Annotated in this window: 21 protein-coding genes; 18 read left to right on the forward strand and 3 right to left on the reverse strand. The window is 45.9% G+C overall.

Annotated features, from left to right (window positions below; translation table 11 throughout):
* Positions 1–29: 29 nt before the first annotated feature.
* Positions 30–908 carry a phosphoadenosine phosphosulfate reductase domain-containing protein gene (locus tag L2D08_RS10435; RefSeq protein WP_242233706.1) on the reverse strand — a complete coding sequence of 293 codons (879 nt, stop codon included), beginning with the start codon at positions 906–908 and terminating at the stop codon, positions 30–32.
* 836 nt (positions 909–1,744) lie between these two features.
* Between L2D08_RS10435 and L2D08_RS10440 the strand changes: the two genes are divergently transcribed.
* The 14 genes from L2D08_RS10440 to L2D08_RS10505 all read left to right on the forward strand — a co-directional run bounded on the left by L2D08_RS10440 (position 1,745) and on the right by L2D08_RS10505 (position 17,289).
* Complete coding sequence (locus tag L2D08_RS10440) at positions 1,745–2,227, forward strand: sigma-70 family RNA polymerase sigma factor (protein ID WP_242233707.1); 483 nt, start codon at positions 1,745–1,747, stop codon at positions 2,225–2,227.
* A 189-nt stretch (positions 2,228–2,416) separates the two neighbouring features.
* Complete coding sequence (locus L2D08_RS10445; RefSeq protein WP_242233763.1) at positions 2,417–3,385, forward strand: NAD(P)-dependent alcohol dehydrogenase; 969 nt, start codon at positions 2,417–2,419, stop codon at positions 3,383–3,385.
* A gap of 349 nt (positions 3,386–3,734) precedes the next feature.
* Positions 3,735–5,249, forward strand: coding sequence for an Hsp70 family protein (locus L2D08_RS10450; RefSeq protein WP_242233708.1), 1,515 nt, complete (start codon positions 3,735–3,737; stop codon positions 5,247–5,249).
* A gap of 12 nt (positions 5,250–5,261) precedes the next feature.
* Positions 5,262–6,851, forward strand: coding sequence for an Hsp70 family protein (locus tag L2D08_RS10455; RefSeq protein WP_242233709.1), 1,590 nt, complete (start codon positions 5,262–5,264; stop codon positions 6,849–6,851).
* A gap of 11 nt (positions 6,852–6,862) precedes the next feature.
* On the forward strand, positions 6,863–7,888 hold the full coding sequence (gene grpE, locus L2D08_RS10460; protein ID WP_242233710.1) for a nucleotide exchange factor GrpE: 1,026 nt from the start codon (positions 6,863–6,865) through the stop codon (positions 7,886–7,888).
* On the forward strand, positions 7,872–9,350 hold the full coding sequence (locus tag L2D08_RS10465) for an Hsp70 family protein (protein ID WP_242233711.1): 1,479 nt from the start codon (positions 7,872–7,874) through the stop codon (positions 9,348–9,350). Before grpE ends, L2D08_RS10465 begins: the two co-directional genes overlap by 17 nt.
* A gap of 18 nt (positions 9,351–9,368) precedes the next feature.
* On the forward strand, positions 9,369–11,441 hold the full coding sequence (locus L2D08_RS10470; RefSeq protein WP_242233712.1) for a YARHG domain-containing protein: 2,073 nt from the start codon (positions 9,369–9,371) through the stop codon (positions 11,439–11,441).
* Positions 11,434–12,435: an N-acetylmuramoyl-L-alanine amidase gene (locus tag L2D08_RS10475; RefSeq protein WP_242233713.1), complete on the forward strand. Its 1,002-nt coding sequence runs from the start codon at positions 11,434–11,436 to the stop codon at positions 12,433–12,435. The genes L2D08_RS10470 and L2D08_RS10475 overlap by 8 nt, the downstream gene beginning before the upstream one ends.
* 119 nt (positions 12,436–12,554) lie before the next feature.
* Positions 12,555–12,725 carry a helix-turn-helix domain-containing protein gene (locus tag L2D08_RS10480; RefSeq protein WP_242233714.1) on the forward strand — a complete coding sequence of 57 codons (171 nt, stop codon included), beginning with the start codon at positions 12,555–12,557 and terminating at the stop codon, positions 12,723–12,725.
* Positions 12,726–13,490, forward strand: a complete 765-nt coding sequence (locus L2D08_RS10485; protein ID WP_242233715.1) for a DnaD domain protein — start codon at positions 12,726–12,728, stop codon at positions 13,488–13,490.
* Complete coding sequence (locus L2D08_RS10490) at positions 13,487–14,740, forward strand: replicative DNA helicase (RefSeq protein WP_242233716.1); 1,254 nt, start codon at positions 13,487–13,489, stop codon at positions 14,738–14,740. Before L2D08_RS10485 ends, L2D08_RS10490 begins: the two co-directional genes overlap by 4 nt.
* Entirely contained in the window at positions 14,712–15,014 is a 303-nt protein-coding gene (locus tag L2D08_RS10495; RefSeq protein WP_242233717.1) for a hypothetical protein, read from the forward strand. Before L2D08_RS10490 ends, L2D08_RS10495 begins: the two co-directional genes overlap by 29 nt.
* Entirely contained in the window at positions 15,001–15,180 is a 180-nt protein-coding gene (locus L2D08_RS10500; RefSeq protein ID WP_242233718.1) for a hypothetical protein, read from the forward strand. Before L2D08_RS10495 ends, L2D08_RS10500 begins: the two co-directional genes overlap by 14 nt.
* A gap of 237 nt (positions 15,181–15,417) precedes the next feature.
* Positions 15,418–17,289, forward strand: coding sequence for a putative bifunctional diguanylate cyclase/phosphodiesterase (locus L2D08_RS10505; RefSeq protein WP_242233719.1), 1,872 nt, complete (start codon positions 15,418–15,420; stop codon positions 17,287–17,289).
* 149 nt (positions 17,290–17,438) lie between these two features.
* Here L2D08_RS10505 and L2D08_RS10510 read toward each other — a convergent pair whose 3' ends face one another.
* Positions 17,439–17,918: a hypothetical protein gene (locus L2D08_RS10510; RefSeq protein WP_242233720.1), complete on the reverse strand. Its 480-nt coding sequence runs from the start codon at positions 17,916–17,918 to the stop codon at positions 17,439–17,441.
* Positions 17,919–18,169: 251 nt separating this feature from the next.
* A complete protein-coding gene (locus tag L2D08_RS10515) occupies positions 18,170–20,323 on the reverse strand; it encodes an EAL domain-containing protein (protein ID WP_242233721.1) in 2,154 nt (717 codons plus the stop codon).
* A gap of 229 nt (positions 20,324–20,552) precedes the next feature.
* Between L2D08_RS10515 and L2D08_RS10520 the strand changes: the two genes are divergently transcribed.
* The 4 genes from L2D08_RS10520 to L2D08_RS10535 all read left to right on the forward strand — a co-directional run bounded on the left by L2D08_RS10520 (position 20,553) and on the right by L2D08_RS10535 (position 24,007).
* Positions 20,553–20,948: a hypothetical protein gene (locus L2D08_RS10520; RefSeq protein WP_242233722.1), complete on the forward strand. Its 396-nt coding sequence runs from the start codon at positions 20,553–20,555 to the stop codon at positions 20,946–20,948.
* A gap of 159 nt (positions 20,949–21,107) precedes the next feature.
* A complete protein-coding gene (locus L2D08_RS10525; protein ID WP_242233764.1) occupies positions 21,108–22,523 on the forward strand; it encodes an S-layer homology domain-containing protein in 1,416 nt (471 codons plus the stop codon).
* A 129-nt stretch (positions 22,524–22,652) separates the two neighbouring features.
* Positions 22,653–23,381 (forward strand): ZIP family metal transporter, encoded by a 729-nt coding sequence (locus L2D08_RS10530; RefSeq protein ID WP_242233723.1) that lies wholly within the window; start codon positions 22,653–22,655, stop codon positions 23,379–23,381.
* A 77-nt stretch (positions 23,382–23,458) separates the two neighbouring features.
* On the forward strand, positions 23,459–24,007 hold the full coding sequence (locus tag L2D08_RS10535; protein ID WP_242233724.1) for a TVP38/TMEM64 family protein: 549 nt from the start codon (positions 23,459–23,461) through the stop codon (positions 24,005–24,007).
* The last annotated feature ends 31 nt before the right edge of the window (positions 24,008–24,038 follow it).

The following is a 24,038-nucleotide window of genomic DNA, read 5'->3' on the forward strand; positions in this document are numbered from 1 at the left end:
CTCATCCGATTGCCGGATGAGCGTTTTTTTTAGGAATAAGAGCAAACACATGGAATTGTGTCGTCTCTTTCACTTAAATATTTTTCGATGCCATCGCGATCCATCAATTCGCGGTATTCTTTTAACGTAAAAGATTGGCTATTGCGCTTTAGGATAGAAACGTTTTTATCAAATTTCTCGCGGAACCGTTCTTCCATAGCCTCTTGTTCAGCATATTGTTCCGGCCATACTTTATATAACAAGGCGTAATGACCAAGACCACCACGAACACAACGACCCGCACAGTTTGCATGTGAAAAGCCAAGACCATACATACGTGGCAAAGCGATTTTCCATTCATCACGGATAATTTCTTTTGTATCAAGATCCCCTTTAAATGTCTCAATCATTGGAAAACGTGTTTCAATCGGCTCGATTGGATTATGCTCATAAAAGTTTTGTAGATTGATAGCACGGTGCTGCTCATGAGGACCAATACCAAAGTAAAGGATGGGTTCTAAGCCATGTTCATCCCGCAATTCCTCGAGATAAATAAGCGTTTGACGCACTTTTAATTCTTCAGAACATTTTGCCATACGGGAATTACCTAGGAAACGAACATCGTGAAATACTTCCTCTGGTGTTCGGCCATCAATGCGAGTTGTGATTTCCATCCCGATATATTCCGCAACTTCTTCCATAAAACGATAATTATCGACGTCTTCCCAAAGTGTATCTGTAAAAAACAGAACACAATTTTCTTTTCCATATTTTTGTACGATATGATAAGCAACATACGCTGAAGAAGCGCCGCCACTAAACATTGCTACATGTATTGGCTTACGAACAGTAGTCACAGGGCCAGTTCCTGCTTTCAAAACACCTAATGCAGAGCGATCAGATGTTTTTTGCGTTTTGACATTATTCATATTCAAACTCTTGACACCTCTTTTAAAAATGCTGAACTTATTTACAGTATAGTTAAGTATAGCATCTTTAGATAGGTAATAAAGAAAATTGCTTGATTTTGTCATTATTAATACAGAAAGTAGGAGCTTATGTGAACGAAACAACTAGTTTAGTCGCTGAAATCATAGAATCCTTAAAAGAACTCGGTGGAACGGGCACACTTGATGAGATTTACCGCAAAGTAGAGCAGTGAAATCGAGTAGATTTGACAATTTATGTGGATTGGCAATCAAGAGTATGGACTACTATTTATGACCATTCCTCGGATACAGAACGTTTCAATGGACAGAAACAAGATTTGTTTCGATTAGCAGGCCGTAAAGGAAAAGGAATTTGGCAGCTGAATCGTAAAAATAACTATGAATGAAATCAGAGCCGGCGCCGAGCTGGCTTTTTTTGTTGGAGAATCGTTTAAGGGCACGATACAGCTAGATAAATTTAATCTACATGGTTTATAAAATGGGAAAATAAGTATTTAAATTATGGAAATGGGATATTATATCCATAAAGTAAGTCAGTTCTTTTGACCCCTGCAAAAAATAATATTCACTTTACAGTTCTTTTACAAAACAGGGGACTTAATGGATAAAATCAGAGAAACTCCATCTTTTTCCTTTCGTCAGCGAGGAGTATAACAAAGGGTGTCGAAGCGGGCAAATTTAAGCTGAAATTTGTCGTTTTTGCCTTTACAATTGGCCCTTTTTGTAGGTATTTACACTCATTCATTCACACGCTACGATGGTCATGCCCTTAAGGAGTACCCGGGGCTGGCGCCAGCTTTGGATTGGATGTTTCCATGTTATTTGAACAACTCGCGCAGCAATACAATCCGATGATTCACCGCATCATGAACAAGCTGCATATTTACAAAAACAAAGAGGATTTTCATCAGGTGGGGCTGATTGCCCTGTGGGAGGCACATACACGATTCGATGCGTCAAAAGGCGAGTTTGCGCCGTATGCGTATTCGTACATTCAGGGACGCCTGAAAAATGCTCTAACAAAAGATGCCACGTTCAGTGACGAAACGGTCTTGACCGGCCAATCGGAATTGTTTGAAGGCGTGGATCCGGAGCCAACACCGGAGTCCGCGGCGCTTGTTCAGTTATGCGGGGAAGGGCTCGATGGCCGGGCGGGGGAATGGTTTCGCCTATCTGTGATCAAAGGCTTATCGAATCCGGACATCGCCAGAAAATGCGGTGTGACGCCGGCCGCTGTCCGGAAATGGCAGCAGGCCGCAATCAAGCAATTGCAGGACGCGTTCAGCGACAGTGAGTAAATAGACCCGTTTATGCAGGGGGAGGCTGCCCGGAACGATAGGTGAAAGGCAGGACAGATTTTACACATTTCTTTTTTAACAGATTCGAGTCTTGAATCTTATATGACCGGAATATACTTTATACGGTGGCCTTTTAACCGTTTATCAGGAGCAAGGTCTAAAAATGGCAGGAAACAAGGAGGGATCCATATAAAAGCGATTGTCTGTTCCAAATACGGGACGCCGGATGTTCTGCAATTCACCGAGGTAGAGAAGCCTGTTCCAAAGGACAATGAAGTGCTGGTAAACATTCGTGCTGCATCGGTCAATTATGGAAATCTTGTTTTGTTGAAAGGAGAACCGTTTCTCGCCCGCTTTGCGTTTGGCCTTTTGAAGCCGAAGCACCCGATACCTGGAGGGGATATTGCCGGCCGGGTAGAGGCAGTGGGCAGGGAGGTGAAGCAGTTTGCGCCAGGTGACGAGGTGTTTGGCGACTTGTCCGGCTGCGGCTGGGGCGGCTTCGCTGAATATGCGGCGGTACCCGAAAGGGCACTGGCGCTAAAGCCAGCCCGGCTTTCGTTTGAGGAAGCAGCGGCGGTCCCGATGGCGGGGGTGACAGCGCTGCAGGGCCTGCGGAATAAAGGGAACATCCAGCCGGGGCAAAAGGTGCTCATTCACGGAGCTTCTGGCGGGGTCGGCACATTCGCCGTCCAAATGGCCAAAGCATTCGGGGCAGAGGTAACGGGTGTGTGCAGCACGAGAAATGTGGATACGCTGCGATCGCTGGGTGTAGACGATGTCATCGACTATACAAAAGAGGATTTTAAGACAAAAACGCAGCAGTACGATTTGATTCTGGGGGTGAACGGGCACCAGCCGCTTTCTGCTTATAAACGCGCCCTGCGTCCCGGCGGCGTTTTCGTTCACGTCGGAGGATCGGGTGCCCAGTTAACCGAAACGATGGTTCGCGGGCCCTGGATTTCTTTAACCGGAAATCGGAAAATGGGCAGCATGCTTCAAAGAGCAAGCCAAAAAGATTTAATGTATGTAAAAGAACTGATAGAAGCTGGTAAAGTAAAGCCGGTTATAGACAGACACTATACGTTAAGTGAAGTGGCTGAAGCATTTCGGTATTTTGAAGAAGGACATGCGCAAGGAAAAGTCGTTATTACGATATGAAACATATTAGAAAAGAAGCAGCAGAGAGGATTTTACTTGTTACTTAGATGAGAAAGCCCGTGATCATGCAAGAAAAAGAGTTTGGGGAAGGCAGCGAACAGCTGCTTTCTTTTCATGGACAAAAACCATAAAAAGTTCAGTGACTTTAGACGAAAAAAATCTGAACATGTTGCTTTTCAACGTTCATAAGAAAGTTAGGGCAGAAAAATTTTTCCGAAAAAACCAATAAAATAGTCAAAAAGATTTAATAAAAAAGACCTCTTTTATTGGCGTTTAAACAAAAAACGACAGACTTCGACAAAACGGTTTTGGTACTATGAAACTATCTTATTTAATCAGGAGGTTCATTATGGGGCTGGCAATAGGAATTGACTTAGGAACGAGCACATCGGCAGCAGCCGTATATCGGAGAGGCAAGGTAGAAAGCCTTCCTATCGAAGGGAAAAAAATTATGCCATCGGTTATTTCATGCAAGCCAGATGGAACGACGCTTATCGGTCATTCGGCAAAATCGAGGCTATATATTGATCCGCTTAACACCATTTCATCCTCTAAGAGGCATATGGGGGATGAGGGAAAAACGTACACCGTGAGCGGGCGGTCGATGACACCGGTGGACGCAGCAAAAGAGATTTTGTCGAAAATTAAAGCGGAAGCGGAAAAATATCTGGGTGAATCAGTCAATGACGCTGTCATTACGATTCCCGCTTATTTTACGAGTGAGCAGCGTGAAGCGACCAAAAAAGCGGGTGAGCTGGCGGGGTTTCGAGTGCTCAGGTTACTGTCCGAGCCGACAGCGGCAGCCATTGCCTATGGACTTGACAAGGAAAAAGACCAGACTATTATGGTGTACGATCTTGGCGGCGGAACATTCGATATTTCAATCTTAAAAGTTGAACATAACCACTTTGACGTGGTAGCTGTAGACGGTGATTCACTTCTCGGTGGTGACGACTTTGATAATAAAATTGTTCAGTATATTCTACGTCAGGTATCGGTTTCTCAATCTCTCCAAGGGAGCCAAGAAGGTTCTATTTCTATGCAACGCCTGAAAGAAGCAGTGGAAGAAGCGAAAAAAGAACTTTCGGTAAGCGATGTGGCGGATATTACGATTCCGGATATTTTCAATACTCATATTGATGAAGAATTGACAATAGATAAATTCAACCAAATGGTTGAGCCGCTTTTAAAAAAGACAACAGATAAAATGAAAGAAGTGCTTCAGGCAGCCGGCTTAACCAAAAGAGATATCAGCCGCGTTATTTTGGTTGGGGGGTCTACTAGAATGAGAGCTGTGCGTGAAGCGGTAACCAAGGAAATTAAGCAGCCATTTATTGCAGACAATGTCGATGAAATTGTGGCACATGGCGCGGCTATTATGGCGGCCAATTTGTCTGCACCAGAGAAAGACATGGCACCGGTCCCAATTGAGGTGCAGGAAGCGGTGCCGCATTCGTTCGGCGTCGGTATGTTTTTAAATGATGTCTGGTCCGTTAAGCATCTGATTAGCCGAAATGACAAGCTCCCAGCCATGGGTTCCACGCTTGGTCTCACACGGTATCCATATCAGACTGAAGTAGATTTGCCTGTATATAGACAGGAATCTATTGTTCCGGATGAGGAAAGCTTCCTTGGAAAATTGACTATTAGTGTTCGTGCTCAAAAGGAACCGGTTGCCCTGAGCTCTATTTTTGAGCTTGATGAAAACGGCATCTTGGTACTATCAAGCAGTGAGCTTCCAGATTACAGTCCGATCATTCGCCAGTATGCCGACACAGGAGAAGTAAACATACCACTTTTACGGGATATGATCGATTCCAAACAAATTCAAGTTAAATCAGTCAAAATTGATACAACCAAATAAGGAGGACTTCCATTGTCGATTATTGAAAAAAACAGTCCATATGTGCTTGGTATTGACCTCGGCACCTCAAATTCAGCCGTTTCCATTTACCGGAAAGGCCAGCCGCTTGTTATCAAATTAGGAAAGGAAGAAACGATTCCTTCGGTTGTCAGCTTTCGCACAGAAGAAGATATTCAAGTCGGTGAGGCAGCAAAAAGGCGTATTCTAATTGATCCGGAAAACACCGTTTCCTTTATTAAGCGGGAAATGGGTACTGAATGGAAAAAAGAATTTTATGGAAATACATACCGGCCGGAAGATATTTCGGCAGAGATTCTATCAAAAATCAAAGAATATGTAATCAATCAGGAAGAAGTTGATTTAAAAGGCACACCGGCGTATGCAGTGATTTGTGTGCCGGCCAATTTCGATGATAATAAAAAACGGGCTACAAAAGAAGCGGCAGAGCTCTCCGGGCTGACGGTGACCTATTTGCTTGAAGAGCCGGTCGCAGCAGCCATTGCCTACGGTACAGAAACAAGCCGCAGCCAGACGATTATGGTGTATGATCTCGGCGGCGGCACATTTGACGTCTCCATTATGAAAGTAGACAGCACGTCTGAAGACGAGCCGGCAACGTTTTCTATTTTAGCGAAAGAAGGCGATCCAGCGCTTGGCGGATACGATATTGACCAGGCCATTATGAAGCTCGTAGCCGATGACTTTAAGGAGAAAAGCAAGCTGGACTTGTTTGACTTAGAGGCGGATCAGGGCGTGTCGGTGAGAGAATTGCTTGAAGCACAGCAAAAGCTGCAGGAAGCATGTGAGCAAGCGAAAAAAGAGTTGTCTGAAATGGATGAGGCGGCCATTGAAATACCTAATATTATAAAAGATGAGAACGGCGTTATTCATAATGTTGACTTTGACATAAGCCGGGCTGACTTTGAGCAGGTCATTGAGCCGCTTATTGACCAAACGATTAATACGATGAAGAAAGCGCTAGAGCAGGCAAAATTGGATAAAAGCGACATTTCGCGCGTCATTTTAGCAGGTGGCTCTTCGCGTGTGCCGCTCGTCAGAAGCAAAATCAAGGAAATGATGGGAAGAGAACCTTTTTCAAATATCAACCCGGATACAGTTGTTGCCCAGGGAGCGGCTATTTACGGAGCGAGCCTTGGTGTTCCGACAGACAAGCTGCCGGAGACGACGGAGCAGGATCAGGAAGACAAGCCGGATACAGATATTAAAATGAACAACATTGTTACACATCATCTCGGGATTGAAATTCGCGGAGGCCGCTTTGATACGATTGTTGAAAAAGGGGTTGAGCTGAACGAAGAACAGCCAGCTGTTGTAGAAGAACGCCTGTATAGCACTCCGGAAGATGGAATGACCGAAATGCGGTTTACCGTTTTTCAATCTGTAGAGTCTGTTTCATATGTAAACGAGGAATCAAGTGTATGCATTGGTGAGTTTTTCTTGACGGGTATTCCAGCAGCTCCAAAAGGCACACACCGCATTGCAGTCGAATTCGAGGTGAATCAGCAAAATGAGGTGATTGTCACCGCTTCGCTCAAGGGCGACAAAGGAGTATCAAGCCGGCTGGCGATTAAAAGAGATTAGGAGACGGAGCCATGACAAAAGAAGAAGTAATGCAGGCGTTTGAACAGACTCAGAATTCTTTCAAGCAGAAAGAGCAGGAAATAGCGAGTTGGAAAAATCAAGTCAATCTGCTTGAACAAAAAATGGATGGGATCGTAAATGCATTTCAAGCTATGTATGATGGGCTCGATCTGCCGGCTGACTTGGATGAAGAAACCGAAAACCAGCTTCAAAATCGAAAAGACGGCATTCGTCTTTCTGTGAAAAGTGCCAGCCGCCTCGAACGAAAATGGAAGGATATCCAGTGGCCTGAAGACTTTGCAGAAAATTTTGTAACGCCTGAAGAGCTGGTGAATGAGATAAAGGCCAACAAGGAGCAGCATTCGGATAAACCAAAAAATAGTGAACAGGCGGAAACAAGCACTGAACAAAAGCAGGACGAAATCAATACTGAGCCTGCAGCAGAAGTTGAGAAAGAAGAGACATCTGAACAGAAGAATCAAGCGGGCCTGGCTGAAACGGAAAGAAAATCAGATATTGAGCTAGTCCAGGAAAAAGCTGAAATAAATGAAAAAGTACTGGATGGTTTGACGGATTTTACTAATAGTCTCCAAAAACAGTTCTACTCTTTTTTTGAAAAAGCAGTTGTGCCAGTTATTGATGGCCTTTACAGCGGCAAGAAATTTTCAGCGGAATGGATCAGCCAGCTTCAGGAGCAGAACAATGAAGAAAATGAGCGTGTTATTGAATGGCTGGACGTATATGATCGGTTTATTCAAGAAATGACCGAGTTCCTGGAAACATTCAACTTTCATTTGTATGAGCCGGAAGAAGGGGCCTTGTTTGATGAAGAAACAATGGAGCCGATTGGTGTGGTTGAAAATCATGAGATGGAAGATGAGCAGGTAGCTGAAATTGTCCGTTTCGGTCTTTTATCTAAACAGAGGGATAAAGAAGAGCCGCTTTTGATTCGCCCGGCGCAGGTCATTGTCGTAAAAAACAGGGAAGAACAGCAGGAAGACACCGGGGAGGAACAGCCGAATGAAAGTGGACAATGAAAAAAAGCCAGTGCTGGGGATCGATCTCGGCACGACTTATTCAGCGATTGCTAGATGGACGGAAAAAGGGCCGAAAGTATACCAGAATCCAAAAGGCGATTACACGTGTGCTTCGGTTGTGTATTACGACGGACGTCAGGAAAAGCCACTTGTCGGCGCATATGCGGCTGGCAAAGCAGTTATTGATCCATCCAATGCAATTATTGGTGTGAAAAGAATGATGGATGATGCGGATCAGACCATCACACTGGGAGGAAAAGAATTCTCACCAATCGATATTTCTTCCATCATTATAAAAGATGTATTTGAGTACGCCAAAAAAACAACGCCGGGCTTTGATCCAGCCGGCATCGTTGTGACAGTTCCGTATTACTTTACAGCCGTTCAAAATACAAATACATCGGAAGCGGCAGAGAAAGCCGGGCTGAATGTGCTTGGCATTATTCAAGAACCCATTGCCGCAGCGCTTGCGTATGGCATTCATGAAGAGGAAGCGCTCGATGATGAAATCATCATGGTGTTTGACCTTGGCGGAGGTACGTTTGATATTACCATTTTCCGATTTGTCAATGATACGGACAAGCTTACCTTTGAAGTACTCGCAACTGGCGGAGACGACCGTCTCGGAGGGCTGGATTTTGATAACTCTATGATGAACTACATTATTGAAAAAGCTGGAATTGAGTTTCATGGACATGAAGAAACAGCAGTGCTCAAAGCGAAAAAAGTATTGCTGGAAGCGGCAAAAGAGGCAAAAGAAACATTGTCATTTGAAGAAATGACTGAAATCATCAAGCCGAATGTGCTTCCGGGCCGGCATATAGAATTAGATATAGAACGGAGCGAGCTGGAAGAATGCCTGGTGCCATTTTTCCAGAAAATCGATATGATCATTGACGATGTAATCGACAAGGCCTCGCTTTCTAAGCAGGACATCACCCGTGTGATTAAAGTAGGCGGCTCAAGCCGGATTCCCAAAATGGACGAGATGCTTGCAAAAAAGATCGGAGACGGGAAAATTTACGGCAACATCGACCCGGATTTGTGTGTAGCAGAGGGTGCGAGCGTTTACGCAGCTTATTTGGAGGAACGGCTTAGCTGGTCAAAAGAAATTGACATTAAAACAGCGACGGCCCATGCTCTCGGCATCGGCCTTGGAGATGGACGGTTCAGTGTTCTTATTCCGGCCAATCGTCGGACGCCATGTGAAGCCTCCCGGACATTTACGACAAACACCGACAATTGTGAAAGCCTGGATATTGATTTGTACCAGGGCTCTTCAAAGCTGGTCCGCAATAACAAAAAAATTGGCACGATTCATGTGGGCGGGCTGGCAAAGCGTCCTGCCGGCGAACTTGATATTAAAATAACATTCCGTATCAGTCAGCAGCAAAATGTATCAGTAACCGTGGAACAAAAAGAGAGTAATATTCGAAAAGTTGAAAATGTGAAACTCTCTTAATTGAAAGAAGGTGACAAAATGGAGATCATAGCCGGATATACTCGTTTAAAAAGCTGGACAGCAGAAAACGGAAAAATATCGGTTCACGAGGCAAAAAACAAAGGTGGACATCTTGTTCATATTCGTATGCCAAAAGAAGCTAGTCAGGATCTCATGGATTCTTGGTTTAAGCTCTATGACCAGTATCAGTTGAATGTAACGAACTTCAAATACTTGCCAAGAGTAGTAGAGACAGCATTGCAAAACAATGTTCCCTATACGGTGCTTGAGAGCAAGGAAGGACAGACACTTCGGCAGGAAGGTGTCATTACCAAGGAACAGCTTGTTCAGCTGGCAGATGCGGTCGCCCACCTCCATCGAAAAAAAATGATTCATGGGGCCATCACACCCGAGAATATTTGGTTAGCAGCAGACGGGCAAATCGTATTGTTCGGAGCAGGGGAGGCAGCTGTGCTTTCATCCGCTAAAAGTATGACAGAAGCAGATGATGTCCGGCAGATTGCCGGTGTTTTGGCTGAATACTCTCTACTTGAGGAAGCTGCTTTTCAGCTGATTTCCAAAAATCCGCCTGACAACATGGCTGCACTTGAGGAAGTGCTGGAAAACTTTGAAGAAGTAACAACTGGTCATCCGGGTATCGTGGAAAAAGAAGGAGAAGATGTCCAGGAAAGAAAAATACTCCCGGCGCCCGATCCTGTACAGGAAGAACCGGAGGAAGAAGTACCACAGCAGCCAGAAGTAGAACCAGAATCCCCGGAGCAGGAGGAGTCTACTCCGCTACCGCCTAAAACAAAAAGAAAGCAAGAAACGCCATTACCTAAACGATCAGAGACTCGAAAAAAGCCTTTTTTTAAGCGTGTGCCTGTACGCCTGGCAATTGCTGCAGCGGCGCTTTATGGAGTTGGGAATATAATCGATTCTAGTGAAACGCAGGTAACAGGGCCAGCCACAGTTTCAAAATCGATGCAAACTGAAGAAGCCGGTGCTGTTGAAACGACCCAGCCTGTTTCAGTTGAAGGTGAGGCAGTTGTACAAGAAGCAAAACCGTCTTACCGCTCTTATTCGGATGAAGAAATCACCACATTTATGGAAAAATACAGCCAGCAGGCTGTCGATTCGATTAATAACCGTGACTTTTCATTGGTCAGTCAGTTAATTGATCCAAATGGAAAAGCCTATGAAGAGCATTCCAGCTACTTAAAGCATATTGAAGAAAAAGGCATTACGGAGGAGATGGCCTGGTTTGAAGTGCTCGATGTGAAAAAAGCGGATGACGGCATGTACCAGGTAGAAACATATGAAGAATATACGATTTGGTATGGAGACGGCTCTGAAAAATTTAAAACATTTAAAAGTACATTTTTGCTGACAGTCATGGTGGCGACTGGCGAACTGAAGGTAAATAGGCTGCTGGACACAGAAACCGTTTCCTCCGAAACCATACAGGAAGCAACAACTCCAGATCTTACAATGGAAACAAACGAAGCAAACGAAGCAAACGAAGCAAACGAAACAAATGAAACAAACGAAACAAATGAAACAAACGAAACAAGCAAGACGACTGATACACCAGCAACGCATGAAGAAGAAGATTCATATTTGCTTCCATACAGCGACAGTGATTATTTAACTGCAGACGACGTGAGTGGATTATCGAGTGAAGAGCTCCTCCTGGCACGTAACGAAATTTTTGCCCGGCATGGCTACATTTTCACAGATCAATCTATCCAAAATTACTTTAACCAGCAGTCATGGTACTCACCGGATGCGAGTTATAAGGGAGAGGTATCTGGAGTGGAAGAATATAATGCTGTTTTTTTAAAAGCGGTTGAGTCCGGTGAGTCAGACAGCTATATTTTGCCGAATAGTGATACGGTTTACTTGGAAGACAGTGAAGTTAGCGGGATGACGAGTGAAGATATACGCCTGGCTCGAAATGAAATCTTTGCCCGACATGGTTACGTGTTTAATGAAGCTGATTTGCAAGCATACTTTGATGCAAAATCGTGGTATTACCCAGATCCATCTTATTCCGGAATGTTAACAGATATAGAAAAATTTAATGCCGAGCTGCTGAAACAATATGAATAAAAAGAAAAAGCAAATCTTATTTGCCCTTTTGCCTTGTTTTATTTTGATCATAGCCGGCCTTGTACTTCTAAATATTAACGACCTGGAAAGAACTAACAGCACAGCGATTAAAACGACCTCTCCTGTCACAAAAACAGCTGGCGAAGAAGAAAAAACAGTAGAAACGCCAGAAGAAATGCCAGAAGAAATGCCAGAAGAAACGCCAGAAGAAACGCCAGAAGAAATGCCAGAAGAAACCCCAAAATTAGAGACAATCGAACAGACCGATTCTGATCTGGGGGAAACACCCTCTGTAATAACCCGGCAAAATTCAATAAAAGAAGAATCTGAACCAGAAGAAACAGTAGTGCCGGAGGCGAAAGAAAAGCGATTTCTTGTTGTAATTGATCCTGGTCATCAGGTGAAAGCCAACTTGGATCAGGAGCCGGTAGGACCGGGAGCCACTGAGACAAAATATAAAGTAACTGGTGGGACAACTGGTATCAAAACAGGTGTACCGGAGTATGAACTAAATTTAAAAGCGGCTTTTTTGCTAAAAGCCGAGTTGGAACGACGAGGCATTCAGGTGATATTGACACGCGACTCAAACGAGGTAGATATTAGTAACCGGGAAAGAGCGGAGATTGCTAATACACACAAAGCGGACTTGTTTGTGAGGCTGCATGCTGATGGATCTGAAAATCCTGATACAAAAGGGTTTTCTATATTGATCCCTTCAAGTGAAAATCCATATACAAAACCTATTGTTGACCGAAGCAGCCAGGCCGCTGATGAAGTTATGGCACTGGCCCGAACTCAGCTGGCTATCAACGAGCCGGGTATTTTCCCACGAAACGATATGTCAGGCTTTAATTGGTCAAAGGTGCCTGTTATTTTGCCAGAGATCGGCTTTATGACGAATCCAGAAGAAGATGTTATGCTTTCAAGTGAGGAATACTTGCTAAAAGTCATGAAGGTTCTTGCAGAAGGAATTACAAACTATAAAGATCAATAAGTATGTATTAACATGATGAAAGAAGGCAGCCAAAAGCTGTCTTCTTTTTCTTTTTTTCTCTCCAGGTATCGATTTTTTCTTTCTCTCCGTACATAAAAAATGAAAGGGGAGGAAAACGGATGAAAACGAAGATGACGATCAAGGAAGCCGCGCTGTTTTTGGGGGTATACCCGGGGACGCTGTACCGGTATGTGCAGGACGGGTCGGTGCCTCATTACCGGGTGGGGCGGCGGATTTTTTTCTCGCAGGAAACGCTGTCAGACTGGATCAATCGGCAGGAGGGAATGTAAATGGCGAAGTACCGGTTTGTGTATGCGAATTTCTGGAGTGACAATAAAGTAATGGACATGTCGGCGGCGGAGAAGCTTTGTTTTTTATATGTACTGACAAACAGCCAGACGACGCAGATTGGCATTTACCCGCTGAATGTGCGCAAGGCGGCGTTTGAAATGGGAATGGCGGCGTCCAAGGTAGAGGAATGTTTTCGGGTGCTTCAGGAGGAAGGTATCATCCGCTTGAGTGAAGAAACAGGCGAAATGGCGATTGGGCACTGGGGCCGCTACAATTTCACCCGGGGCGGCAAGCCGGTCGAGGATTGTGTGGAAAAGGAATTATCGCTCGTAAAAGATACATCACTCGCTGCTTTTGTCGCAGCGCATATTCCGCCTGGGCGCATTCGGTCCTTGTACGATACGTGCACGTTACGTTACCAAAAAGAAAAAGAAAACGGAAAGAAAACGGAACTGAACCGAACAGAAAGCTGCCCGGCGGTCGTGCGGTTTTGGGAAAAGTTATTTGGCCCGGCCTCTCAAGCAGTCGAGCAGGGTCTCTTAGATTGGTGCTCCGCACTCAGTGAAGAACTGGTCATTGAAGCGTTGAAGCGGTCACATGAGGCGGATAAGCCGTATGCGTATGTGCAAAAGGTGCTGAGCAGCTGGCAGGCAGAAGGACGGACATCACTCACAGATGTGCAAAACAAAACGGAAAGAGCCGGAGCCGCTCCGTTGTATGAGCCGCTTGTGCTCGATATCGAGGCCGGGGAGGGAATCGGGTGAGGGCGGAAATGGCGGTTTTAGGCACCTGCCTGCATGACAGCCGGGTGGCGCTCGATACGCAGATTGTGCCGGCGTATTTTGAATCGGCGCTGCACCGGGAGCTGTTTTCCTTGATTCAAACAGAGGCGCAGGCCGGACGAATCGTTGATGTCGTGACCCTGTCGGTCGGCGGGCTCATTGAGTCGTTTGGCGGAGCACCGTATATCAATGACCTGGTCGCGCATGCGAATGTGGAGAGGTTTTCGCATTATGAAGTGCTCGTCATTGAAGAGTGGCAGAAGCGGGCAATCCGTTCGATGTGCATTCGGGCATCGGCAGAAGAATGGCCGGCGGACCGGATCATGGAAGAAGCAGCCCGTATTGGGAGCGTCCGCATTCAAAGAGCACAGTCGACATCAGAGCTGGTGGAGCCGCTCCGGGAAGCGCCGTTTGTGAAAGAAGAGCAGGTGCAGCGCGCGATGACGGGCATCAAAGGGCTCGATGAAACGCTCGGCGGCTTTCGGGAAGGCGAGCTGACGGTCATTGGCGCCCGCCCATCGATGGGCAAAACCGACGTGATGCTGCATCTGGCAAGAATGGCCGCACAGGGAGGATATATGCCGATTGTGTTTTCGATTGAAATGCCGGCCGCCGCGCTCATCAAGCGGATTTTAGCGATGGAGGGGCGGTTTAACCGGACAAAAATGCGCAATCCGTACGAGCTGTTTACCGAAGGGCAAAAGAAAACGTGGCCGAATATGATCAAAAAAGTAGCGGAGCTTGGCATGTATATCATCGATCAGCCTGCCGTCACGGTGTCCGATATGCGCTCGTCCATCAGGCGGCTGCTCATTGACGATCCGAAAGCCCGCCCGGTTGTCTTTATCGACTATTTAGGGCTGATTACGCCGCCGCATTTTTTTGACGGGAACGTGACCGCACAAATAGCGGCGGTTTCAAAAGGTTTAAAAGCGATGGCAAAAGATTTTGACTGCCCGGTGATTTGTCTGGCGCAGCTTTCACGGGCCGTGGAAGCACGTGCGGACAAGCGGCCGATGCTTTCAGATGTGCGGGACTCCGGGTCGGTGGAGCAGGATGCGGATGTGGTGCTGTTTTTATACCGGGACGCTTATTATTCCAAACAAGCAGGTGATAAACGGATGGAGATCATTGTGGCGAAAAACCGAAACGGCCAGACGGGGTTTGTGACCGTTACCTACATAAAAGAAACGGGCATTCTGGTTGACCGTGACGATCCGGTCTCTGTTTAAGGAAGCGTTTAAGCGGCAGGAGGATACGCTTGTTTATGGGCTGCTCGATTTATTGCGCCGCGGGGTCGTCCATGCGGAAACAAGCGAAAACCGGATTCCGTTTGAAGCGATGGATAACGAGGCGATTCGGGAGATGAAAAAACAAAATGAGCTCGGCTTTGTCCCGGTTCGCGTGTATGCCACAACCTCCAACCGGACGCTTTGGCTGCTTATAGCGGCGGAGTCCAGAGAAAGGGCCATACAAAAAGCGTGCGGACTTGGTGAGCCTCCCTAGCGTTGTCGCATGCTGCAGCTCTGGTTATATGGTCGAGCGGAACGGGCGGGCGGTGACGATGGGAGACATGATTGCCGAATGTGAGTCGTTTCCTGCGCTTGTCGGTGTGGTGGATGTGAACAAGCCGCCATCCTCCACCTTCTCTAAACCAAACGGCAGGAATTAAAATGTGCCAAACAGCCTGTACGAGGCGTGCAGGCTGTTTTTGTTACAAACAGGCAAAAGAGTGGACCGGTTCGGCTTCTTAAAACGATGGAAAAAAGATCCGGAAACAAATATGTTTTAATTATCTTATGAGAAAACGGCAAATTTAACGTGTCATGGCTAGTTTCTTCTGCTATGATCAATTTATAGGTCTAAGGGATTATAAAATGCATATTTCGACAAAAAAGGAGAATAACGTATGAAATACATCGGTAGGGTAGGAACGCCGCTGTTTGCCGATTTTGCTTATTTCTTTTGGACAATGAAGCTGGATTTCGCGCAGTTTTACAATGGCTACCACCTGTTATCCCTGTTCTTTTTTTCTGTCATCGCCTGGTGGATCGGCAGGCACTATGATGATAACCGCCATTTAAATGAAAAATTAATGGAAAAAAGGAATGAGCTGCAAAGCCTGTTAGATAATGCGGATGCGGCCATTTGGTCCATCGATCATAGGACGAACCGTATGTCACTGTCAAAAGGGTTTGAAAAAATACTCGATGTTTCGCTTCAAGAGGCTTACACAGAGAGAACGCTCTGGCAAAAATATCTTTATCATGAGGATTGCCATAAGGCGTTACATTTTCTTCGATCTTATAAAGACGATAAAGGGGAAGCAGGTAAAACAGCTGAATTCCGGATCGTGCGTAATGGGCAAATCAAGTGGGTGGAAGTAAAATTATCCTCGACTTGGAATGAAAAAGGCGAGCCTGTGAAAACAAACGGTATCGTCCTGGACATCACGGAAAGAAAAACATCAGAAGAACGGATTAAACAGTTAGCGTATACCGATTCACTTACGGAGCTGCCAAACCGGACATCTTTATTTATGGATTTAAATAAACGGCTGCAGGAAGGAAAAGAAACAGCGCTGTTTATCATTGATCTTGACCGCTTTAAAACAGTAAATGATTCTTTTGGCCACCTGGCAGGCGACACACTGCTTAAAGAAGCAGCCGGCCGGTTCAAAAGTGCTTTGTCCAAAGAAAGCGGTTGCATTTACCGGTTTGGCGGCGATGAATTCTGGTTTGTCTGCCATAAGACGAACAAAGTGCAGCTCACCCTTTTAGCGGAAAAGCTTTTACACACCTTGACTTCACCCTTTATGATACAGGATCATGGGATCGTCATCACACCGTCGATTGGGATCAGCACATTTCCTGGCGATGCGGACAGCATGGATACATTGCTTATGTACGCAGATTCCGCTATGCGTATAGCCAAAGAAAAAGGGCGAAACAATTACCAGTTTTTTCATTCGAGTTTATACAACAAGATCCAGCGCAAGGCGGCGCTTGAAAAAGAGCTGAGACGGGCCATTTGGAAAGGGGAACTTTTTCTGCACTATCAGCCTCAGGTCGATCTGGCCACAAGCCAGATAACAGGGTTTGAAGCACTTATCAGGTGGGAAAATGAAAGGTTTGGGTCTGTGTCTCCGTCCGAATTTATTCCGATCGCTGAAGAATCCGGCTTGATTACCTCCATTGGCGAGTGGGTGCTGAAAGAAGCATGCCTGCAAAGCAAACGGTGGGAGCAGCAGGGGTACGGACGGTTTAGTATGAGCATCAATATTTCCGTTCAGCAGTTTCAAAACCGGTATTTCGCCGATACCTTTAAAGCATTGATTCGGGAAACCCATATGGACCCAAGCTTGCTGCAAATTGAAATTACTGAAAGCATCATGCAGAATACGCAGGAAACAAAGCATATTTTGGATCAATTAAAAGAAATTGGGGTGAAAGTCTCGATTGATGATTTCGGTACAGGCTATTCTTCTCTCAGCGTGTTAAAGGAACTGCAGCTCGACTGCTTGAAAATTGACCAGTCTTTTATAAGGGATGTAACGACGTCCAAAAAAGAAGCAGCGATCGTCAAAAATATAATCGACCTGGCGCACAATCTTGAGTTGAACGTAGTGGCAGAAGGTGTTGAAACAGCCGGCCAGCTGTGCATGCTAAAGAAGCTGGGCTGCCAGACTGGGCAGGGCTATTTGTTCAGTAAGCCGCTTTTTCACCAGGAAGCAGAAGAGCTGCTTGTGCAGGAGCAGCAAAAAATGAAGATTGATGCGTGAAACTATTTTTATGACGTGTGGGCTTCATACTGAAGTAAAGCAGGCAGGCGTAAGCCGCCATTTTAAAATGAGCCGTGCGTCTGTTTGCCTGAAAAAAGCGCTGAGCGGCTCCATAAAACAAAAAACCTGCCGGATTCCGGCAGGTTTTTTTATCCTTTTAAGAATGCGATCATCATAAAAATGAACCAGGTGAAAAACGGAACCACCATGGCCAGAAGCACATGTTTATAGGAATACCGGTCGCGCCACTTTTTTAACATCCGGTCGATCACAAAGAAAAACAGCGCAGCCGCCAGTGTATACCAAAATAAAATAAGGCCGAAGATCAAATGAAAGATCAGGGAAAACAGCCATTCATTGTGGCCGTTTTTCCGGCGGGTCAAATAACGTGCCGCCCTGTCACTGATCAAGGATGTCAGCACAAAATAAATAATGGCCACCGGCGTAATATACATCATGTAAACCGGAATGGCGTTTGTAAATCGCTGAAGGGAATTGGACCAGCCGGATGCCGGCGTATCAATCGGCAGCGGCTGAATAAAAACCAGCAGCAGGAAAAAAAGTGTACCGGCCAGGGCACCGGCAATGAGTTTGCGTTCATAATACCCCGGGCTTTTTCTAACAGGCATAAAAAGTCTCCTTTCGACTCGTTCCATTGCATAAACCGGACATCTGCCGTTTTGCGCAGGAACGTGTATATAAATGAATGAACTTATCTACATCTTTAACCTTTCTTGACAGTAGTTTAAACATTTGCACGCCATAAAATGTGCTCCTGGCTGTTAACCGGTGGAAAAATCCGTTTTTTTTTCGAAAAAAGCTTTTTATAAAAGAGAAGAAACCAAAAAGCAGCCGGCATCGGGAGCCGGCTGCTGTTCGGTTAAGCGAAAAATTCGTCTGGCGGCGCCGGCCGCCCGAGCAGGTAGCCCTGGGCGGCGTCGCACTGGTATTCTTTTAAAATGGAAAGCTGTTCTGCCGTTTCGACTCCTTCGGCCACAACGTGAAGGCCAAGATGATGCGCCATTAAAATAATGGTCGTGGCGATTTTTTCGGCGCTTTCATTAACTGCAATATCACGGACAAAAGACTGGTCGATTTTTAACGTGTCAAGCGGCAGCTTCTGCAAATAACTGAGCGAGCTGTAGCCTGTCCCGAAATCATCAATGGAGATAAAAACACCGATACGCTGCAGCTGCTGCAAAACAGCGGCAGCGTTATCCGTGTCCATCGTCATGCTTTCGGTAATTTCACACGTTAAATGGGACGGCTGAATGCCGGTTTCTTCGATGATCGCCTGGATCGTTTCTGCCAGATTGGACTGGTAAAACTGTGAAATAGACAAATTGACGGACATACAGGTAAGGGAACGCCCTTCTTCCTGCCACGCCTTCAGCTGACGGCAGGCGGTGCGGATGACCCACTCGCCGATCGGAATAATCAAGCCCGTTTCTTCCGCAATGGGGATAAACTCGCCAGGTGAAACCAGGCCAAAATGCCGGCTGTTCCAGCGAATCAGGGCTTCTGCCCCGTAAATGTCACCGGTGCACAAGTTCTGAATCGGCTGATAGACAAGGCTTAGTTCTTCCCGTTCAAGCGCTGAGCGAAGCTCGCTTTCCATCTTTAATTTTTTTAGTGACTGCCGGTCCAGCATACTGGTATAAAACTGAAAGGAATTCCGGTTTTTCTTTTTGGCTTCATACATCGCCATGTCGGCTTTGCGGAACAGGTCCTGTTCCTGTATACCGTCATGCGGATACAAGCTGATCCCAATGCTTGCTGTCATAAACAGCTCATTTCCTTGAAGGGAAAAAGGCTCGCGAAACGTCCCTAATATCGCCGCCGCCATATCAGCCGCATCCTGACCGCTTGTCCGCTCAATCCAGACGGTAAATTCATCACCGCCTTCACGGGAAAAAAGAAGGGAATGACCGAGACGCGTTTGAATGCGGTCAACAATCATCTTAAGCAAATCATCACCGGTTTTATGGCCGAACGAATCATTGATAAATTTAAAACGATCCAAATCCAGGAAAAAAAGTGCGTGTGTGTCATGCGGATAACGGGCAATCGTATTCTCGAGCGCCTGCCGGAACTGCCGGCGGTTCGGCAGGCCGGTCAAGTGGTCGTGATAAGCTAACTGGTGAATTTGTTCTTTCGCCCGGTAATGCTGAATGGCCAGGCTCGTTAACCGGGTCGCTTCACGGATGAGCCGTTTATCCGCTTCAGTCGGTACAGCCGGCTGGCGGGCATACATCGCAAACGTGGCAATGATCTGCTGATCATCATCAAAAACAGGAGTGGACCAGCAGGCATGTAACTGATGTTTAAGTGCGATATCCCGATATCCAGACCAGCGGCGGTCTTTTGCGAGGTCCGCTGCAATAACAGGTGCCCCTAAAAAAGCAGCCGTGCCGCACGATCCCTGGTTTTCAGCGACGGGGACCCCATCAATATATGTAACATATTTGTCAGGCAGCCCAGGCGCTGCAACGTGAAAAAGAGCCCTCTTTTCCTGGTCAAGCAGCATAATCGCACACAGATGGCCCGGTGAAATGCGCTCCGCCATGGCTGCAATCTGGTGAAGAACTTCATCAAAGGGAGCACCTTTGGCAATCATTTGCAAAATACAGTTTTGTCCGTTTAAAAGCTCGCTTGTGTATTGTTCATTCGTCCGCACACGGCCGATGCCAAAAGCGCCTTGAACAGCACCGTTCTCGTAAATAGGAACGGCATTTACAGATAAGTGAACGATATATCCATCTTTATGCTGAAACATCATACGAAAAGATGCTTTATTTCCTTGAAGAACATGGGAAAAATGAGCCTCTACCTCTGCCACATGTTCTGTTGGAATTATCTTTTTATAATCGATCCGGTTAAATTCAGCTGACGTATAACCGAGTATCCGGACAGCCGCTTCGTTCATCAGCTGAACATTTCCTTTTGTATCTATCGCAAACGAAATTTCGTCATCTTGTTCAAATAAAGATTGGTACACATCGAGCAGTGATGAAGACCAAAATAAATTTTCCATAACCTCTGCTCCTCTTTCTGCAGGCATTTTTTTTAATCTTACTAGAAATATGTCGAATGGGCTATGTAAAAACGGGGGAAAACGGTAGTTTAAAAAGAAAATGGAAGCCCGTTCTTTTTCCCTTTACCCTGTTTTTTGCTTAAAGAGCAGGCAAACAATAGTTTTCATGAAGGAATAAATTGTTTATACTGTAAATTATGAATAGTTAAATAGTAAAGGAGCAGATGTCATGGCGTTTCAAGATCAAATGCGGACGTTTTTAGACGCTCGTTATAAAGATGAATTATTTTTAGCAGATTTGTTTCTCGATTTATATGGAAAGTTAGAAGCCTTTGATGATTCTTTGGAAAAATATGCAGCGGTCGGCTTGGACGCAGCATTTGAAGCAGCAGAAAACGCAGCAGCGCTCCGAATCGAAGACCGTTTTCTCCGCTTTGACGTCGTGTTTGATGAAACAGAGCCGTTTATCCAAGTAAGCGCGGGTAAAACAACGGAGGAAGAGCCGGATATTCTCGACAATATTTATGCGGACCAGGCAGCCTATGCGGACAGCTTATACTGGCAGCAGGGCGAAGAAAAAGCGTTTGATTCCTATTTGAAATCGGCGTTTGCCCGGCTCTTGTAAAAGCTTGCTTTGGACTGAATAAATCATACAAGGGCGGCCTGTCAATTGGGACAGGCCGTTTTCGTCTGTAAAAAAGCAAAAAACGACACAATTATTCCTTTATTTGGATCTTGTTTATAATAGAATGAAAGAAAAAGGGAGAGTGGAAAAGTGAGAAAAATGGTTCAAGCAGCCGGAGTGCTGTCCCTGCTGGCAGCCGGCCTGTCTTTTAGTGGACAAGCCTCCGCTGATACTTCTGCATGTGCTGCATACGGAAGTGTACAGCCGGGCGTGAATCCGTCCTTCCAGCACATTAATTGCCTGCTGACAGAGGAAGCGCTGAAGCAGGAAATTCCGCCTGAGGTTGTTAAAGCGATTGCGACACAGGAAAATGGCGGCTGGAAACAATTTGATGAAAGTGGACAAGCGGTCGTTTCAGACGATGGCGGCATTGGTCTTATGCAGCTGACCAACCAGTCCCAATTTAAAGAAGAACTTTTAAAAACAGACTTGGCTTATAACATTGAAGCGGGCGTGACTGTGCTTGGCCAGATGTATGACAGCAATGTCCCGAAAATTGCCGGTGCAGGCCGTGATGTAATCGAAAACTGGTATTTTCCAGTGATGGCGTATAACGGCATCAAGCCTGTCAACAGCCCAATCAAACAAGAAGACGGTGAAAAAAATACGGCTGCTTATCAAGAGCAGGTATTTGCTGAGATCAAAGCGTCGAGTTTTTTAAACGATCGGTCATTTGCAGACTTTGGCTTTAAGACCTCGGACTTTCAATATGATCCAGAAAAAACGGACAACATCGTATTCAAGAAAATGAGCTATACGCCGACGGGAAAATTGAATCAAACCGCCTATAACCTGCAAAAAGGAGACCAGGCCGTAACTTTAAATACGCCAGCCCTGCGGAGCATTCCAGGCGGTGGACCGGAAGCTGTTATAAAGACACTTCCGGAGGGCACTCTTTTAACTGTGACCGGCCCGTTTCAATTTGATGAAAATCCAAAAAGCAACCGGCAGTTTGTCTGGTACCCGGTGAGAACGGCAGATGGCAAAACAGGCTTTGTTTCGTCTGCTTATCTTGAAAAATCGGACAAGCCTGCTGCGCCGTTGTTTAAAGATGTGTCAGCTAATCACCGTTTTTACAATGATATCGCTGCCCTCAGCAGTCAGGGAATTATCAGCGGATATCCGGACGGCACCTTTAAGCCTGGCAGCCAAGTAACCCGCGGAGAGGCAGCGACGATGGTCGTGCGGGCGCTCGGGTTGCCGACCAATGGCATGAAGCCTATTGAAGTCGCCAAGAAACAGGGGATTATAAACGGAGACAGGAACGGCCGTTTAGCAGAAACAGAGCCGGTTACAAGAGCACAAGTAGCCATTATCCTGACGAATGCATTTAACTTAAAGGAAACCGTCTCGATTTCATTTACGGATGTACATTCACGAATGGCAGCCTACGATTCAATTCGCCGGGTAGTCGCAGCGGGTATTGCCTACGGAGATAACAACAAGTTTAATCCGGACAAGCCTGTTACACGCGGCGAGCTTGCGGCGTTTTTAAACCGCACGCTAGAGCGATAATCCAAAAGACCTGCTCGTCAGCAGGTCTTTTTCTTATTACTTAATGTGCAAAGTTCAAAATAAAATGTGTTTTTAATCAAATAAGCAAGGGAAGTGTAAAGAGAAAAGAAAAAAGAAGGGGGATTGCGCATGTGGCAGGCATTAATGTGGGGCGGTGTATCCGGCTCAGCCGTATTGCTCGGTGCATTGGCCGCGTTGTTTGTGCCTATTCAAAAACGGCTGATCGGCTGCATTATGGCTTTTGGTACAGGTGTGCTGATTGGGGCAGCCACTTATGAGCTGCTCGGTGAATCTGTTGAAGAAGGCGGCTTTCTGGCGACCGGAGCCGGCTTTCTGGCTGGAGCGCTTGTTTTTACGATCTTAGACATTTATATTTCACGAAAAGGGGCCGCTAAACGGAAACGCTCGCATGAGCAGGATTCGGGCGGCGGGTCGGGGCTTGCGATTTTCATTGGAACGGTTATGGATGCCATACCGGAATCCATTATGATCGGTGCGAGCCTTTTAGCGGGAAAAGGGGTCAGCTTTTTACTTGTCATTGCCATTTTTATCAGCAACGTGCCGGAAGGTCTTTCAAGTACAACGGGTCTTTTAAAAGGCGGCTATTCAAAGAAAAAAATATTTCTTTTATGGCTGACTGTTCTGGTCATTTCCGCTCTTTGCGCATGGGGCGGCTATTTTTTCCTGGAAGATGCAAGCCCGGCCATTATGGCAGCCATCGCGGCTTTTGCGGGCGGCGGGATTATTGCAATGGTCGGGTCGACCATGATGCCTGAAGCATTTGAAGAGGGCGGCCCGGTCGTCGGCTTTATGGCAGCACTCGGGCTGTTTGTATCCCTGCTGCTGAATGAGCTGTAAAAGAGGGGCCTCCCTCTTTTTTTCTTGTCTTCAATTTATGGAAAACTGCTACACTGTTAATAAGAGGTGGACGCTTTATGATAGAGGCAGAACAATGGATCGAAAGAACGATCGAGCAGGCGGGATGGCTGGGACCGGTTTTATTTGTTTTTTTACATCTGATCCGCCCCTTTTTATTTCTGCCGGTCGTGATTGTTTGTATGGCAGGAGGATATGCATTCGGGTTTGTCTGGGGATCTTTATATTCTATTATTGGCCTGTCACTGATGAGTGCCGTTTTTTATAAACTGATTGACCACTTTCCGCGTGTGCGCGAACGAATGTTAAAAGTAAAACGGAAAGTGGCCGGGGAGCGGAAAATGACGATCGGGCAGGTTATGCTGCTGCGGGTGATGCCGTTTGTTCATTTTCACCTGCTGTCCGTTTATTTAATGGATATGACCAAATCGTACCGCGAATACATGCACTATTCTTTGCTTGGCGTAATTACACCGGCTCTTTTATATACCGCTTTTGGCGATGTGATTGAAAAAATGCCCTGGTATGAATCGCTTACGTTTTTAACGGTGCTGCTTTTGCTTTATGCCCTGCTTGAAAAAAGGAAAAAGCGCAGGCAGCAGGATTAAGATAAGATGTCTTAACATATTTAATTTTTTT

The sequence above is a fragment of the Domibacillus sp. PGB-M46 genome (assembly GCF_022668875.1).
Taxonomy (GTDB): Bacteria; Bacillota; Bacilli; order Bacillales; family Domibacillaceae; genus Domibacillus.

Excerpts from the sequence above, each read along its gene's own strand:
- L2D08_RS10435 (WP_242233706.1), bottom strand. The coding sequence starts at position 908 with ATGAATAATGTCAAAACGCAAAAAACATCTGATCGCTCTGCATTAGGT.
- L2D08_RS10440 (WP_242233707.1), top strand. The coding sequence starts at position 1,745 with ATGTTATTTGAACAACTCGCGCAGCAATACAATCCGATGATTCACCGC.
- L2D08_RS10450 (WP_242233708.1), top strand. The coding sequence starts at position 3,735 with ATGGGGCTGGCAATAGGAATTGACTTAGGAACGAGCACATCGGCAGCA.
- grpE (WP_242233710.1), top strand. The coding sequence starts at position 6,863 with ATGACAAAAGAAGAAGTAATGCAGGCGTTTGAACAGACTCAGAATTCT.
- L2D08_RS10465 (WP_242233711.1), top strand. The coding sequence starts at position 7,872 with ATGAAAGTGGACAATGAAAAAAAGCCAGTGCTGGGGATCGATCTCGGC.
- L2D08_RS10470 (WP_242233712.1), top strand. The coding sequence starts at position 9,369 with ATGGAGATCATAGCCGGATATACTCGTTTAAAAAGCTGGACAGCAGAA.
- L2D08_RS10475 (WP_242233713.1), top strand. The coding sequence starts at position 11,434 with ATGAATAAAAAGAAAAAGCAAATCTTATTTGCCCTTTTGCCTTGTTTT.
- L2D08_RS10480 (WP_242233714.1), top strand. The coding sequence starts at position 12,555 with ATGAAAACGAAGATGACGATCAAGGAAGCCGCGCTGTTTTTGGGGGTA.
- L2D08_RS10485 (WP_242233715.1), top strand. The coding sequence starts at position 12,726 with ATGGCGAAGTACCGGTTTGTGTATGCGAATTTCTGGAGTGACAATAAA.
- L2D08_RS10505 (WP_242233719.1), top strand. The coding sequence starts at position 15,418 with ATGAAATACATCGGTAGGGTAGGAACGCCGCTGTTTGCCGATTTTGCT.
- L2D08_RS10510 (WP_242233720.1), bottom strand. The coding sequence starts at position 17,918 with ATGCCTGTTAGAAAAAGCCCGGGGTATTATGAACGCAAACTCATTGCC.
- L2D08_RS10515 (WP_242233721.1), bottom strand. The coding sequence starts at position 20,323 with ATGGAAAATTTATTTTGGTCTTCATCACTGCTCGATGTGTACCAATCT.
- L2D08_RS10520 (WP_242233722.1), top strand. The coding sequence starts at position 20,553 with ATGGCGTTTCAAGATCAAATGCGGACGTTTTTAGACGCTCGTTATAAA.
- L2D08_RS10525 (WP_242233764.1), top strand. The coding sequence starts at position 21,108 with ATGGTTCAAGCAGCCGGAGTGCTGTCCCTGCTGGCAGCCGGCCTGTCT.
- L2D08_RS10530 (WP_242233723.1), top strand. The coding sequence starts at position 22,653 with ATGTGGCAGGCATTAATGTGGGGCGGTGTATCCGGCTCAGCCGTATTG.
- L2D08_RS10535 (WP_242233724.1), top strand. The coding sequence starts at position 23,459 with ATGATAGAGGCAGAACAATGGATCGAAAGAACGATCGAGCAGGCGGGA.